The 14588-nt window shown below is 65.6% G+C and carries 6 protein-coding genes; all 6 read right to left on the bottom strand.

Annotated features, from left to right (window positions below):
* Positions 1-10: 10 nt before the first annotated feature.
* The 6 genes from LNV28_RS10590 to LNV28_RS10565 all read right to left on the bottom strand — a co-directional run bounded on the left by LNV28_RS10590 (position 11) and on the right by LNV28_RS10565 (position 14539).
* Entirely contained in the window at positions 11-1882 is a 1872-nt protein-coding gene (locus tag LNV28_RS10590; protein ID WP_263519715.1) for a glycoside hydrolase family 35 protein, read from the bottom strand.
* An 8-nt stretch (positions 1883-1890) separates the two neighbouring features.
* Entirely contained in the window at positions 1891-3273 is a 1383-nt protein-coding gene (locus LNV28_RS10585; protein ID WP_263519714.1) for a Gfo/Idh/MocA family protein, read from the bottom strand.
* 98 nt (positions 3274-3371) lie between these two features.
* Entirely contained in the window at positions 3372-4772 is a 1401-nt protein-coding gene (locus tag LNV28_RS10580) for a DUF3472 domain-containing protein (protein WP_263519713.1), read from the bottom strand.
* Positions 4773-4820: 48 nt separating this feature from the next.
* On the bottom strand, positions 4821-7859 hold the full coding sequence (locus LNV28_RS10575; RefSeq protein ID WP_263519712.1) for a TonB-dependent receptor: 3039 nt from the start codon (positions 7857-7859) through the stop codon (positions 4821-4823).
* Between the two features lie 136 nt (positions 7860-7995).
* Positions 7996-10953, bottom strand: a complete 2958-nt coding sequence (locus LNV28_RS10570; protein ID WP_263519711.1) for a TonB-dependent receptor domain-containing protein — start codon at positions 10951-10953, stop codon at positions 7996-7998.
* Positions 10954-11056: 103 nt separating this feature from the next.
* Positions 11057-14539, bottom strand: coding sequence for a TIM-barrel domain-containing protein (locus LNV28_RS10565; protein WP_263519710.1), 3483 nt, complete (start codon positions 14537-14539; stop codon positions 11057-11059).
* Between the last annotated feature and the right edge of the window lie 49 nt (positions 14540-14588).

Here is a 14588-nt window from a genome sequence, read left to right as displayed (position 1 = left end):
GGCGAGGCAGTCAGGGATTCATCGCTTCGAAGCCCCTGACCACAGGGCCCTGCCCTGCACGAGCGTCCTGCGTTTCATGCGTGTCGCGCACATCCAGCACGATCAGCTCATTGCGACCGCGGTGCAGCCAAGGTGCGGGCAGATAAAGCCGCTGCTGGGGGCCGATATTCCAGTAGCGGCCGAGGTTGTGACCGTTGACCCAGACCATGCCTTTGCCGAAGTGAGAGAGGTCCAGGAAGGTGTCGGCTGGCGTGCCAGCGATCTCGAAACTGGCCTTGAAGAAACGGCCCGGTCGTGGGTCCAGCGCCGCCACGGATGCAGCCGGCAGCCCCTGCACCCAGCGCTCCCGCAGGGGCAGCGCGTGGTGGTCCCAGCCCAGCAAGGTCATGCCGTTGAGGCTCACACGCTCGGTGATGCCTTTGCGGTCGACCAGCAGCGGGCCGAAGTTGATGCGGCCCATGGCCTCAACCAGGATCTCCAGCAGCGGCTCGGCCGCATCGCTGGCGGGCAGTTCCAGGCTGTTCTCGCCCAGGCGGCGGTCCAGGTGACCGATCAGGCGGCCATCGAGGTACACACTGGCCAGGTCATGCAAACCATATAGAACCAGCTTGCCGCTGCGCGCACCGACCAGGCGGGTGCGGTAGAGCATCAAGCCCTGCTCATGGCCCAAGGCTTCGAAGGTCTTGGGATGCGAGCTGCGCCGAGCTGGGGGCAGGTGTTGCCAGAGCGAGGCATGCGGCTCCAGCTGCAGGGCCGGCAGGCTCATCACCGGAATCGGTTCGGGCAATTCGGGCAAGGGGCTGCGATCCTGGCGCAGGGCCGCAATGCGCTCGCGCAGCTGGAAGTACTTGGCGCGCGGCCGCCCCTGCTCGTCGATCGGCGCGTCGTAGTCGTAGCTGGTGACATCGGGCTCATAGCCCTTGCCGCCTGAATTGGCGCCGGCGGTGAAGCCGAAATTGCTGCCACCGTGGGCGACGTAGAAGCTGAAAGACTTGCCCGCGCGCAGCAGGAAGTCCACCTCCTTCAACAAAGGCTCGACCTCGGGCCGTGCCCAGGCCTCGCCCCAGTGGGTCAGCCAGCCGGGATAGGTTTCGCTGCTGAACACCGGCACGCCGGGGTTCAGGCGCTGGGCCAGCTCGAAGTGGGCCGGCTCGCTGCCCGAATCCAGGCCCACGGCCACGCCGGGCAGGCTGCCAGCGCCCAACATCTGGGCGGTCGGGCCATCGGCGGTGTAGAACGGGACCTGCCAGCCCTCGGCGCGCCACAGCGCAGCCAAGCGTTTGAGATAGCCGCGGTCATTGGCATAGCTGCCGTACTCGTTCTCGATCTGCAGCATGGCAATCGGACCGCCGCGCTGGACCTGCAGCGGCGCCAGCGCTCGGGAGACGGCGCTCACATAACGCGTCACTGCCTGCAGATAGCGCGGGTCCTGGCCACGCAGGCCGATGTCCGCATGGGCCAGTAGATAGGGCGGCAGGCCGCCCAGATCCCATTCACCGCAGACATAGGGCCCGGGACGCAGCAGCACCAGCAAACCCTCGGCCTGGGCCAGGCGGGCGAAGCGGGCGATGTCGCGACTGCCGGTCTTGAAATCAAAGCGGCCCGGCCGCGCCTCGTGCTGATTCCAGAACAAATAGATCGGCACCGCATTGCAGCCCATGGCGCGCGCCATGCGCAGGCGGTGCTGCCAGTACTCGGGCGGGATGCGCGCGGGGTGCATCTCGCAGCCGATCAGCTGGGTGGGCTGGCCATTCAACAGGAACTCGTCCCGGCCCAGCTCGAAGCGCGCGGGCGCGCTCCAGGCTGGGGCGGAAATCGAGCCTGCCAGGGCCAGCACCAGCAGGCCGGCGATCCAGGATCTGCGGCGCGGGTGGCTGCTCATGCGGCGGCTCAGTACTTGTCGTCGAAGGCGAAGATGGGCTTGCGCGTCTTCCACAGGCCTTCGGTGAAGTCCGGGAAGGCCAGGGTCTTGAAGCCCTCGGCGATGGACTGCTCGGACAGCGGCGTGATCGCGCTCCAGGCCACGGCGTCGTAGATGTCGATGGGCATGGGCGCATTGGCCTTGAGCGCTTCGACAAAGGCGTGAACGACGAAGAAATCCATGCCGCCATGGCCGGCGCCTTCGGCCTTAGCCGCGTACTTCTTCCACAGCGGGTGTTCGAATTTATCCTGGTAGGCCTTGAAGTCCTCCCACTGGTGGGGCTTGCTGATGCCTTCGATGTGGATGGAGTGGTTCAGATCCATCCACAGGCCATCGGTGCCCTGCACGCGGAAGCCCAGGGAATAGGGGCGCGGCAGCGAGGTGTCGTGCTGCAGGATGATGGTTTCGCCGTTCTCGCAGGCCAGGGTGGTGGTGACCACATCGCCGAGCTTGAACTTCACCTTGGCGCTGGGGTGGTCCTTGGCGCCCATCTTCTTGCTGATGTAGTCGTTCAAGCCGCGAGCCTTGCTGGCGAAGGCATTGATGTGGGTGAAGCGGTTGCCGCGGTGGATGTTGGCGTACATGGCGCAGGGGCCGATGCCGTGGCTGGGGTAGAGCTCGCCATTGCGCTGCACCGAATGCTCGGTGCGCCAGCGCGCTTCGCTCCAGCCCTTCTCGCCGAACTCCACGCCGCTGCCGTAGGGCTTGGCCGGGTCACCGTTGTTGAACTTGACCGCACGCAGATCGTGCTGGTAGCCGCCCTGCAGATGCACCAGTTCACCGAACAGGCCGACGCGCACCATCTGCAGCACCGCCATCACATCGCGTCGGTAGCAGACGTTTTCCAGCAGCATATAAGGCGTGCCGGTGCGCTGCTGGGTGCGCAGCACGTCCCAGTGGTCTTGCAGGGTGATGCCGGCCACCACCTCGCAGCCGACCGGCACCTTGGCATTCATCGCATCGATGGCCATGGAGGCATGCAACTCCCAGGGCGTGGCGATGATGACGCCGTCCAGGCCTTTTTGCTCCAGCAGCTTGCGGTAGGCGAGCTTGTCGCCGTTCTCGCCGTAGGTCTGCGGCTTGGCTTTCTTGAAGCGCTCCACCATGGCCAGCGCACGGCCCAGCATGATGGGCTCGATGTCGCACAGGGCCACCACCTCGACATCGTCGCGGCGCAGCAGCTCGGTCAGCAAGACCTGGCCCCGCATGCCGGTGCCGATCAGGCCCAGGCGCAGGCGCTCACGGCCAGCCGCGCGGGCCGCCACAGGCATCAAGGTGCTCAAACCCGCGGCGCCCAGGGCAGCGGAGCTGGTGGAGAGGAAATGTCGGCGTTGCATGGTGCGTGCGTGCATGGGATTAAGGGAAAAAAGAGTAATTCAGCCTGAGGCGCCGGCGCATTGTGGCGCCGCGCACCCGAGCGCGAAAGCCCGGGCGCGAAGCGGCCTTCCGATCAAGGCAAGGCGCTCAAATCCACGTTCGGCTTCTTGCCGGTCAGCGGGCGGGTGAAGCTCTGGTTGGCCGGCACGGTCTCGTTGAAGAAGCCGCCGTTGCGCAGGTAGAACTGGCCGCTGGCGTCGACACCGCCGGCGAAGTCCAGGCGCTGGCGGGTGCCGCCGGTCGGGTCCACGGTGAACCAGCCCTTGTTCAGCTCGGTCCAGGCGCCGCTCTTGTTGACGGCCCATTGCTGGCCCATCAGCATCTTGCGGCCGGCGAAGCCATTGGTGTCGATGAAGTTCTCGCAGAAGGAGTAAGGGCCGGTCAGCCAGGTGTTGGTGTTGGGCCGCTTCCAGGTGGCGATGAAGCGCCACTGGCCCTGCTCCACCGCATAGAACCAGGAGGAATACAAAGTGTTGCCCTGCCCGTCCGGGCGCACGCGGGTGATGAAGGGATAGGTGGTACCGGCCTTCCAGGGGTAGACCAGATAGCTCTGGCCGCCCGTGCCCTCGCCGCCGAACTCGTTGCTGACAACCTCGGGACCCTTGTTCATCAAGGTGGTCTTGCCACTGTCGGCATCCCAGACCGAGAACAACACCCAGCGTTCCTCTTCCTTGACCTGGATCCCGAAGTAGCCCTCGCCGAAACCATTGGCCATGAAGTAAGAACCGACGGCGTCCTCGCCCAGCGGAATGGTCAGCTCGTTGTAGAGGTACTCGGTGTTGGCCGGCGCGCTGTAGCTCATGTGCACCGAAGGGCCGCGGCGTGACCAGTAGTAGCCCCAATCGGCCTCGACATTGGCAAACACCAGGCCGGCAGTGGCCGTACCCGTCAACTCAATGGCTTGCAGCTGCGCGAACTCGGCGCCGGTGCGGCTCAGGCCCTGCACATCGATGCGTACATAGCCGGCCTGCGGCACATCGACCGTGGCCAGGGTGGTGAAGGGGCCGCCCGTGGGCGTCAGGCGCAGATTGAACTTCTTGCCCAGGGCAGAGACGCGCACCTGGCTGACGCTGCCGGCCGGCACCGTGCCCTTGAGGCTGATGTTGAACTTGCCGGGCTGGGCCACGCGCACCCAGCTGCTGATGACAGTGCGGGCATCGCTCCAGTCCATCAGGCCTTCGTTGTAGGAGATCCACTCGGGCGCATCGGGCGCTGCGCTGGTGATGAAGGCATTGCCGGCCAGGGCCACGCGGGCGGGGCCTGGCTTGGCGGCAGTTGCGCCGGCGGCAGCGAGGCCTTCGCCCCGGGCAGCAGCCTGCGCGCGCAGGCTGCTGGGGGCTGAATCGGCAGCGTCGGCGGCAGCGCGGGCGAGGCTGGGCTCCTCCGCCAGCGAGGCCGCGCCACCGCAGGCACTCAGGCCCAGCAAGGCCGCCAGCAACAAGGCATGGCGAAACACAGATCGAGAGTCAGACATGGCAGTTCTCGCAAGAAAGAAAAGAGGTTGAAAGCGCTGGCGCCGGACTCAGAAGGCGTGGTTGTATTCCACGGTCAAACGGGCCGAGCGGGGCGACATGCGGCTGGTGACTTCCTGGTAATGCGGGCTGATGTGATCGTCTTCCTCGCGAATTTCGTTGTACGAGGTGGCGGTCTTCTTATTCAGCACATTGAGCAGCAGGAACTTGGCAGTCAGGCCCTTGACGAAGCTCGGGCTGTAGGCCAGGTTCAAGTCCAGCTGCGTGGTCCAGGGCGTGCGGCCGAAGCTGCCGCGCGGCGCCGGCTTGCCATCGCAGAAGAAGTAGCTGGCGCCATAGCCTTGGTCTTCCACCACCGACTCGGGCACATTGCCCTTGCAGTTCTTGGGTCGGCCCGAAGTCAGGTTCAGATTGCCGCCCACCGTCCACTCGGGCGTCAGCTGGTAGAGGCCGTAGGCACGAATCGAGTGGGTGTGGTCATTGGGCAGGTAGCCGTAGGAATGGAGCATCAGCTCTTTCAAATCGGTGCCCACGGTCAGGGCCACATCGCCGCCGCCGATCGAGTCGATCTGACCCTCAGCATTGCCCTTGCTGCGCGACCAGGTGTAGTTGACGCGGCCGTACCAGCCGTTGCGCATGGGGTGCTCGGCAAACAGGTTCAGGGCCAGGTAGTTGCGCTTGACCTTGGGGTTGCCCCAGGCCTCGGCAGAGATGTCCACGCGCGTCAGCTTGCCATCGCCCGCCAGGTCCAGCCACAGGCTGTTGGCCTCGCCGGGGTTGATCACGGCGCAGGGGAAACCGTAGTGGCTGGTGTCCACGCCCTTGGCCTCGCCCCAGGCGTCGATGGGGCGCTGGTCGCAGGTGTCGTCGTTGGTGCTGCGCAGGGTGCGGTAGTTGAGCGAGCCGCCCACCACCAGCTCCTTGCTCAGCGACTTCTCGAAGCCCAGGGCCAGCTCGTCCTGGTAGAGCGGCTTCAAGTCGATGGCAACGATGGTGCGTGGGTCCTTGCTCTGGCCAAAGGCATTGTTGGCCGAGACCACGTCCGAGATGGCATGCAAGCCCGTGGGCGCGCCGGTGCTCGGGTCCACGCCGGTGTAGGTGTAGAACTTGTCGGTGCTGCGGAAGGGACTGGCCAGATTGCTGGACAGATTGGAGGGCACCGGCAGGTGGTAGCGGCCGGCATGGGCGAAGAGCTTGGTCGAACCGTCGCCGTTGAAGTCCCAGGTCGCACTCAGGCGCGGCGCCAGCATGCGCTTTTGAGAGATGAAAGGCTTGCCCTCGCTGTTGTTGTTGGTGAACTGCTCGTTGCGCAGGCCCAGGTCCAGCAAGATGTCCTTGGTCACTTGGTAGCGGTCCTGGATGTATTGGGCGCTCTGGGTGCTGGTGGGCGTGGCAATCGAGTAACTGATCACCTCGCTGACATAGAAGCCCTGGGTGCCGAAGCCGCCGCCCTGCAGCGGCGACTCGAAAGCCTTGAAGGGCTTGGTGTTGGGGTCGCTCATCTTGCGATAGCTCCACAGGCCGCCGCCGGCCTGGCTCTTGCCCACCACGGATTCGACCTTGATGTGGTCGATGCCGGCGCGCAGCGAATGCTTGCCCAAACGGTACTCGGCGTCCAGGCGCAGTACCTTCTGGCCATCGCCCGAGCCGGGCGCGGGCAAATCGCCGCCCGTGGTTTGGCCGGCCGGGTAGCTCAGGCCCGGCACGCGTGTGGCGACCGAGGAGCTGGTCTGGTAGGTGCCCGGCTTGTAGCCGAAGGGCGTCAGCGAATGGGTGGTCTTGGACTCGCCGTAGAGCGCCGTCACCGTCACATCGTCGTTCAGATAACCGGTGTACTTGAGCACATCGACCTCGGCACCCGGCGCACTGCCGGCGCCGCAGCAGTTGATGCTCAGCGAACCGCCGGACTGAATGCCGTCGCTGCGATTGGCGGCGTAGTCATAACCAAAGGCCTTGCTTTCGCCACGCGTGCGGTCGCCGATGCGGGTGTACTCGAAGTGATGGTTGTCGTTCAGGTGGTAGTCCAGCTTCAGCAGGTAGCGGCGCACTTGGCTTTCCGACTCGCTGTAGCCGGTCTTGCTGAAGGCCTGGCCGTTGGCCGGCGCGACGCTGCTGCTCTCGCTGCGAGTCTGCTCCAGCGCGGCGAACATGAAGAGCTGGTCTTTGATCAGGGGGCCACCGGCGTAAAGGCCATAGGTCTGGGTCTTGGAGTTGCTGAGGTTCTCGGAAATCAGCTTGCCGTCGGTCAGCGGGTTGGCCCCGGTGTTGGGGTAGTAGCTGGCGTCCTGCTTGGCACGCCAGGAGGCAGGCACCACGGTCAGCTTGCCGCCCACTTCCCATTGGTTGCCACCGCTCTTGGTCGTGATGTTGACCACGCCGCCGGTTGAGCGGCCGAACTCCGAGCTGTAACCGCCGCTGAGCACCTGGGCATTGGCGATGGCGCCAAAAGGCAGCTCGGATGCGCCCACCTGGGTCAGCAGATTGGTGACCGGAAAGCCGTTGATGTAGAAGGAATTCTCCGACGCGCCCGAACCACCGATGCTGGGTGCGCTGCCGTACACGCTATTGGTGTTCTTGTAGGTGCCCGGTGCCAGCTGCACGATGGCGCCTATGTCCTGGGCGATCGGCAGCTTGGCCAGTTCACGCGCGGTGAAGGTCACGCCGTTGTTGGTGTTGGAGACATCGATGCGCTTGACGCCGCCGCTGACGCGCACGGTGTCCAGGCTGTTGATGGTGACGAAGTTCGCCTCCACGCCCTGCCCCACCAAGGCTTCAACTTCCTGACTCTTCTCCACTGCGCTGCCGCGCAGCAGCTGCACCTGGTAGCGGCCCGGCGGCATGGAGGTGGCCTGGAAACGGCCATTGGCATCGGGCTGCAGCGTGCGCTGCACGCCGGTAGCCAAGTTCTTCAAGAGCACGCTGAGGCCCTCGCCGGGCGGCAGCTGTCCGTAAATCGTGCTGGTGGCATTGGACTGCGCCCGCACGGCCGGCGCCAGCGCCAGATTGAGCGAAGCGGCGCCAAAGGCCAGAGCCAGGGCCTGGGCCACGGCGCTGATGCGCATGGCACGGAGACTGCGGTGATCCGACATGGGGAACTCCTGCGTGAGGTGTGAGGTGGGGTGAGATGAAGTCAGACGCAGGCCATGACCATGGCGCGCCTGATGCCCGGGAGCGGGCCACAAGGAGAGGTCGACAGGCCAGGGCCGCAGCCCTGGCCTCAATCCATCACCAGAACTTGTAGCTGGCCGACACGCTCAACACCCGACCGAAGATGTTGTAGCGGTGGTCATAACCTTCCCAGCCATTGGGGTCGTAATAGGGCTGGCGGTTGAACAGGTTCTTGACGTTCAAGCCCAGGTTCAAGTGCTTGATCGGCGTCCAGTTCATCGACAGATTGACCGTGGTGTAAGACGGGATGCCGCGGCGGCAATCGTCCGCCGTCAGGGCGCCACCCTTGGTCTCGCAAGCTTCCGGCGTGTAGGTCTCGTCCCCGGGGTAGTCGGCCCATTTACGGGTGCCGGTGTAGTTGACGAACAAGCTGGTCGTCAGGTCGCGGTACTTCCAATCGGCATTCAGAGTGGCCGTGACTTTGGGGTTGCTGTGCAGGCCGATGTAGTTGCCCGACCAGCCTTCACCGTCTTCATAGTTGTAGAGGGTGCGGTTCATGATCGTGGTCTTCAGCCCGAGGCCCAGGCGGCCGAAGTCGCCCAGGCTGAAGCGGCCCTGGGCATCCAGGTCGAAGCCGTCGACCAGGGTGCGGCCGCGGTTCAGGTACTTGTTGACCAGGCCGGCCAGATTGCCCACCGTGTACTTGGGCACGCCCGCCGCGCAAGCCGCCGCATTGGCCGGGTTGGCGCACATGGCGGCCACTTCCGCCATCACCGACTTGTCACCGTCCGACAGCGGCACGCGCTGCGCGTTGGGTGCGCCCTCTAGGCCGGGGCCGTACTTCTCGACCGCGTCCTTGAACAAACGGGTGAAGTCTTCACGCACGATTTCGTTGCGGCGATAGACGAAGAAGTAGTCGGCCGAGACATTGAAGTCCTTGTGCGGCTGCAGCACGAGCCCCAGGGTCGAGATCTTGGCCTTCTCGGGCTGCAGGTCCTTGTTCGGCGGGGTCATGCCGCCAACCACGGTGCTGCAGTTGCTGTTGAAGAGTTGAGTGCCGCGCTCGCGCTCGGAGGCCACGGTCGACTTCTTCAGCAGGTTGGCGATGGCATCGGTCTGCGTGCAACGCAACTCATCGCGCACCACGGTCTGGGCATAGACGCCGCCGTTGCCGGATTCGGCCAGATTGGGCGCGCGGAAGCCTTCCGAGTAGGTGCCGCGCAGCAGCAGCTCGGGCATGACGCGGTACTTCAGGCCGATCTTGGGCGCCAGATTGGCGGCGAAGTTGGGGTATTTGTCCAGACGCACGGCCGCGTCCATTTCCAGGTCCTTGCTCAGCGGCACGATGGCTTCGCTGAACAGGGCCGCCACATTGCGTTCGCCCTTGAACCAGGAACCGCCCTGCTGGGTGATGTCGCCGGCCGCGGCAGCCGGATTGCCCGGTGTGTAGAACTCTTCGCGCATCAGCTGGGCGCCGAAGGCCGCGCGCACGGCGCCGGCGTCGAGCCGGGCGACCTCGCCTTCGATCTTGCCGTCCCAGGTGGCCAGCTTGGTCCAGGACTGGATGTCGAAGGTCGGGAAGGCCTCGCGCAGAAGGGCTGCGTTGCTGTCGCTGTTCACGCCGAACTTGTAGGCCGGGTTGTCGGCGATGTAGGTGCGCTTGGTGACCGGATCGTAGGTGTAGGGACCGAAAGCCTTTTCGAAGCCCTTCTTGCTGGTGTTGATGGTCTGGTACAGGGTCGAGTGGCTGCCGGCCAGGCTGAGGGCCGACTCGTAGTCCCAGGCACCGAAGCTGCCGCGCACACCGCCCAGCACGCGGTAGCTCTTGTCCTCGTTCTTCTGGCCGATGTGATTCACATCGTCCAGCAAGTAATAGGTCAGGCCAGCGGCGCCGCCCATCTTGGCCTTGAGCTCGGGCGTCAGCTTGTTGTAGACGTTGTTCGGGCCCAGGAAGGGCTGGGTGAAGGTGTTCAGCGTGGTGCCGGTGTCGCGCGAGAACCAGTTGCTGGTCGAGCCGCTGTTGAAGAAGGCCGGGCGGTTGACCGAGCTCAGCTCGATCTGGGTGTAGTTGGCCTGGCCGAAGAACTCCATATCGGCACTGGCGGCATAGACCCCGTTCAGGAACAAGGTGGCACGGTCCGACTTGCCGACCACGGCCAGCTGATAAGGCAGGTTGTTGATCGCGCAGCTGCTGTTGGCACCGGTGACGACGATGCTGGTGCAGCCGGGCACGGCCATGCTGGAGCGCGCGTTCTTGCTGTCGAACACGAACTGGGTGCCGGGGTTGAGCACGCCCGGCGTGCTGCCGTCGCTGATGCGGAAGTTCTTGATGTAGTTCGGGTTGTCGATGTAGTAGCCGGCCGGGCGCTTGTCCAGGGTGTCTTGCGGGGACACGGTGTCGCGCTGGTAGAGGTTGACCGAGCCGTAGACGTTGAACTTGTCGCGCGCCAGATCACCGAAGCCAAACATGGCGCTGGCCGAATGCTGGCCATAGGCCTTGATGCGCTGCGAGCTTTCGGTGTTGGCGCTCAGCTGCAAGCCGCTGAACTCTTTCTTGGTGATCACATTGATCACGCCGGCCACGGCGTCCGAGCCATAGATGGCGGAGGCGCCATCGGTCAGGATTTCCATGCGCTCGATGGCGGCAGCCGGAATCGTGTCGATGTTGACGAACTGGGTCTGGAAGCCGTCAGGCGCACCGTAGAAAGACAGGCGGCGGCCATTCAGCAGCATCAGCGTGCCTTGCGCGCCAAGGCCGCGCAAATTGGCCTGCGAGGCGCCGTCGGTGCCGGTGAACATGGAGCGGAAGTCCTGCAGGGCCGGCATATTGGCGGGCAGGTTTTCCAGCACCTGCTGCAGGGTCTTGGCACCCATGTTCTCGATCTGCTTGGCATCCACCACCTGCACCGGCGAAGCGGTCTCGGCATTGATGCGCTTGATGCTGGAGCCGGTCACTTCGACGCGGTCGAGCTTCTCGCCCGCTTCTTTGTTGCTCGGGCTCGCGGTCTGGGCCTGGGCCCAAGAGGCCAGGCCGGCTGCGGCCAGGACGGCCACCAGTTTGCTCGTACGTTTCATCGTCTCATCTCCAGGGTTTTGGGCACGCCGCGACGCGGCTGGCCTGTTCTTGCCAACGAATGGGGGTCAGTGAAGGGGGAAAGGTCGGGGGCTGGCTGGGTCGTCAGCGCGGGGCAGCAGTTCCGCCTTGCCGCGGAGGCGGCGGCGGCGCGGTCTCGTGTTTCACCGTGGCGCCGTCCAGCCCCAGCAGCGAGGCATTGGCCCAGTTGGCGCAGACCTTGTGGGCCTGGCTGCCGGTGGCGCCCAGGGTGCGCAGACTCAGGCGCTGCAGACCACGCACATCGAGTTCGGGCTTGACCACGGCCGGGGCCTGGACCAGGCCGCTGTCATAGAGCAGACGGCCATCACCCCAGACCTGGAACTGCAGGCCGCCGAAGCTGCGGCAGCTGTCGTCGACGCCGAGGTCGGCGCGGAACAGGTTCCAGCTGCCGCTCAGGCTGAAGTCCAGGCGGCTGCTGGCGCCCACGCCCAGGCCTTTGTGGAACTGCAGGCCGTTCATGCGCATCTGCGTGGCGGCGCTGGCTGGGCGGTCACGGCGCGCGGCGCCGACAGCCGGCAGCTCGGAAAGGTAACGCTGCTGCTCGGCCGCGCCTTCGGCAGCGCGGTGTTCGAGCACATGGAACTCCGACAAGGCGATGGGCTCGACCTCGCTGGGCACCAGGGCATTGAAGGCCTTGGCCGGCACCGCAGCTGGCTTGTCCACCACCGCCGTGACCATGGGGTCCACCGCAGCGGGTGCATCGGCCGTGGCGTTGTGCGTGCTCAGCACCCGGAAGCGCAGCAGGCGGCCGGCGGCCGGCTTGGGGAAGTTGATGGTCTGCAGGCCTTCTTTCAGCGGCAGGCGGCCGGCCAGCACCGGGGCGCCCCAGTCGCCGTTGTTGTCGCCCATGTAAACCTCAAAGTCGCGAACCTGGCCGTACTTCCAGTTCTTGTCATTGCGCGGCGCGATCTCGATGCCGTCGATCAGGCGGCGCTCGCCCAGGCCCAGCACCCACTCGTGCGGCCCGGCCTTCATGGCCTGGTTGCGGGTGGTTCGGAACCAGGTCTCGGGCTTGCCGTCGAACGCACGCTCGATGTTGTGGCCAGGCTCTTCGGCCGGGCGGTTGACCACGGTCAGGCTGTCCACCGGCACCTGGCGGCCCAGCACCGGGGCGGCCGGGAAATCCTCGCTGCCGGCCAGCACGCTGCCCGCAGCGATCTTCAGCAGGAAGCTGGCCGGCTGGCGGATGGAGCGCGGGCCGGTCTTGATCTGCACCGTGCCGAAGCGGTCGGCCGCATCGAAGAACCAGCCCTGGCTGGCCGCTTGCAAAGCCTGGGCATCGGCCAGCTCGGGCAGAAGCTGAGCGCCCAATTCCACGGCTTGCGGCTTGACGCGGGTGTGCACGCTCAAGGCCAGGCGGCGCTGAGCCAGCTGTCCGGCGTACTCACCCTCGACCGCGCCGACCTGCACGCGCACATCGCCGGCGCCGTCCATCGGCGCGCTCATGCGGATCAACTGGCGGCTGCTCTTGCCTTGCTCGCGGTACTGGCGGGTCAGTCCATCGTCCTCGTACAGGGTGAAGCTCGATTCACCGAGGGGATAGAGGTCCAGGCCCAGCTCGTCCTTGGGCTTTTCGCCGTCGTACAGGCTTTCCGGGTAGAGAGGCAGGATGGCGCCGCCGCGCACAAAGACGGGCAGCTTGTCCAGGCCGACTTGCAGGTCTATCGTGCGGCCGGCCTCGGGCGCACGGACGCTGCGGCCGTCCCAGTAATCGAACCACAGGCCTTGCGGCAGGTGGATGTTCTTGCGCCAGCCGCCCGAGGCGGCCTGGCTGCGATAGACCGGCGCCACCAGCAGATCGCGGCCGAGCAGGAACTGGTATTTGTGCGCCTCGGTGTAGGCGGCCGGGTCCTGCGGGTGGTCCCACATCAGGCCGCGCACCAGGGGCGCGCCGCTGACCTCGGCCTCATGGGCCAGGGTGTACATGTACGGCGTCAGCCGCATCTTGAGCTTCAGGTATTTGCGGTTGATGCTACGGTAGGGTTCTTCATAGGCCCAAGGGTGCTTGCGCGCGGCCTCGGCCCAGCCGCTCATGCCCATCAGCACCGGCGTGAAGGTCTTCCACTGCAGATCGCGGGTGTAGGTCTCGGGGCTGCCGCCGAAGATGGCATCGACGTCGCCGGTGGCATAGACCTGGCCCGAGAGGCCGGAGCCGACCAGGGTCGGGATGTGCCAGCGGATGTAGTCCCAGCTGCTGCTCTGGTCGCCGGTCCAGGTCACGGCATAGCGCTGGATGCCGGCCCAGCCCATCACGGTCCACAAGAAGGGCCGCGCGTCGGAGTTGTCCAGAATGCCCTTGAAGGCCGCCTGGTTGGCATCCATGGCGAACTGGTAGCCCTGGCCGGTCCAGGCCACGTCCAGCTTCTGCGCGCGGGTGCCGGCCGTGCCGACTTCCCATTTGATCTTGTCCACGCCGTTCTCGGTCCACAAGCCGGTGCGGAAGCCCAGATCGGCCAGGCCCTTCACGACATCGGGCAGGTCGGTGTAGCCGCAGCCATAGCCGTCGTTGGGCAGGATCCAGCCGCCAGGCATGTCGTGCTCGCGGTATTTGCGGGCCACCGAGTTCAGCACATCGGGTGTCTTGCCGGTCGGGCCGTCGCTCCAGCCCTTGGGCACGGTGCCAGGCTTCTTGACGTTGTCACCGTCGTTGTAGCAATCGGCATCGCCGTATTCGTAGGCCCAGCGCGGCAACAGACGGGCGCGGCCGGTCAGCTCGGTGTAGCGGGCCAGGACCTCGCGGATGCTGGGGCCGACAAAGAAGAAGGCATCGAAGCGGCCCTCCTGATGCTGCAGCGAGATCTGTTCGGGCGAGCGCAGGTCGTAGCTGCCATCGCTCCAGGTATTGCGAAGCATGCCCCAGCCTCGCGAGCTCATCAAAAACGGCGCGGGGCTGGGCCGGTCGCCCTCTTCCCAGCCGCCCGAGTACGAAACCTCAAGCTGCTTGCCCTTGAATTCATAACGGCCATTCTGCTGGCCACCGCCGAAAAAGCGTTCGTCCTTCTGGCTGCTCAAGGTCTGGACGCTGAGCTTGTCGGCGATGTCCAGGCTTTGGGTTTCCTGCCAAAGCAGGCTGCGGTTGTCAGCCTTATAGAGGGCCAGACGCAGCGGCTTCTTGTAAACGCGCAGGGCCAGGGCCTCGGTCTTGAGCAGGTGGTGGTCGCCCTGATCACTCCAGCTGTGCGTTACCGGCTGGTTGACGGTCTCGATGACGATGGGCGCCGCCTTGTCCGTGGCCGGCGGCAGCTGGTCCTTGGCACCGGCCCAGAGGCGCAGCACATCGGGCTTGAGCAGGCTGATGCGCAGACGCATCTTGGTGTCGGTGCGCAGGTCCCATTGCTGCACACCCTCGCCTGGCGCTGGCGTGGCCGAAGCCGGCACGGCCTGGATCTCGCGCAGCGCGCCCAAGGGCGCCGCGGCCACCTCAGCCGCTGTCAGCAGCAAACCGCCACAAGCATGGAACAAAGCCAGGGCCAGGGCAGGCGAGCGCAGCGCTTTTTGTCGCGCCGGGCTTTGCTGCTGACGCTGCGGTGAGCGGTTCTTGACCATCTGCGAATCCCTCTGAAACAACGACGTCCTGCAATTCCTCAGGCCTCGC

This window comes from Paucibacter sp. DJ2R-2, assembly GCF_025717675.1.
In the GTDB taxonomy this organism is placed as follows: Bacteria; Pseudomonadota; Gammaproteobacteria; order Burkholderiales; family Burkholderiaceae_C; genus Paucibacter_A.
The sequence above is the reverse complement of the archived record's forward strand: the minus strand, read 5'-3'. Positions and strand labels throughout refer to the sequence as shown.

Excerpts from the sequence above, each read along its gene's own strand:
- LNV28_RS10575 (WP_263519712.1), bottom strand. The coding sequence starts at position 7,859 with ATGTCGGATCACCGCAGTCTCCGTGCCATGCGCATCAGCGCCGTGGCC.
- LNV28_RS10585 (WP_263519714.1), bottom strand. The coding sequence starts at position 3,273 with ATGCACGCACGCACCATGCAACGCCGACATTTCCTCTCCACCAGCTCC.
- LNV28_RS10565 (WP_263519710.1), bottom strand. The coding sequence starts at position 14,539 with ATGGTCAAGAACCGCTCACCGCAGCGTCAGCAGCAAAGCCCGGCGCGA.
- LNV28_RS10590 (WP_263519715.1), bottom strand. The coding sequence starts at position 1,882 with ATGAGCAGCCACCCGCGCCGCAGATCCTGGATCGCCGGCCTGCTGGTG.
- LNV28_RS10570 (WP_263519711.1), bottom strand. The coding sequence starts at position 10,953 with ATGAAACGTACGAGCAAACTGGTGGCCGTCCTGGCCGCAGCCGGCCTG.
- LNV28_RS10580 (WP_263519713.1), bottom strand. The coding sequence starts at position 4,772 with ATGTCTGACTCTCGATCTGTGTTTCGCCATGCCTTGTTGCTGGCGGCC.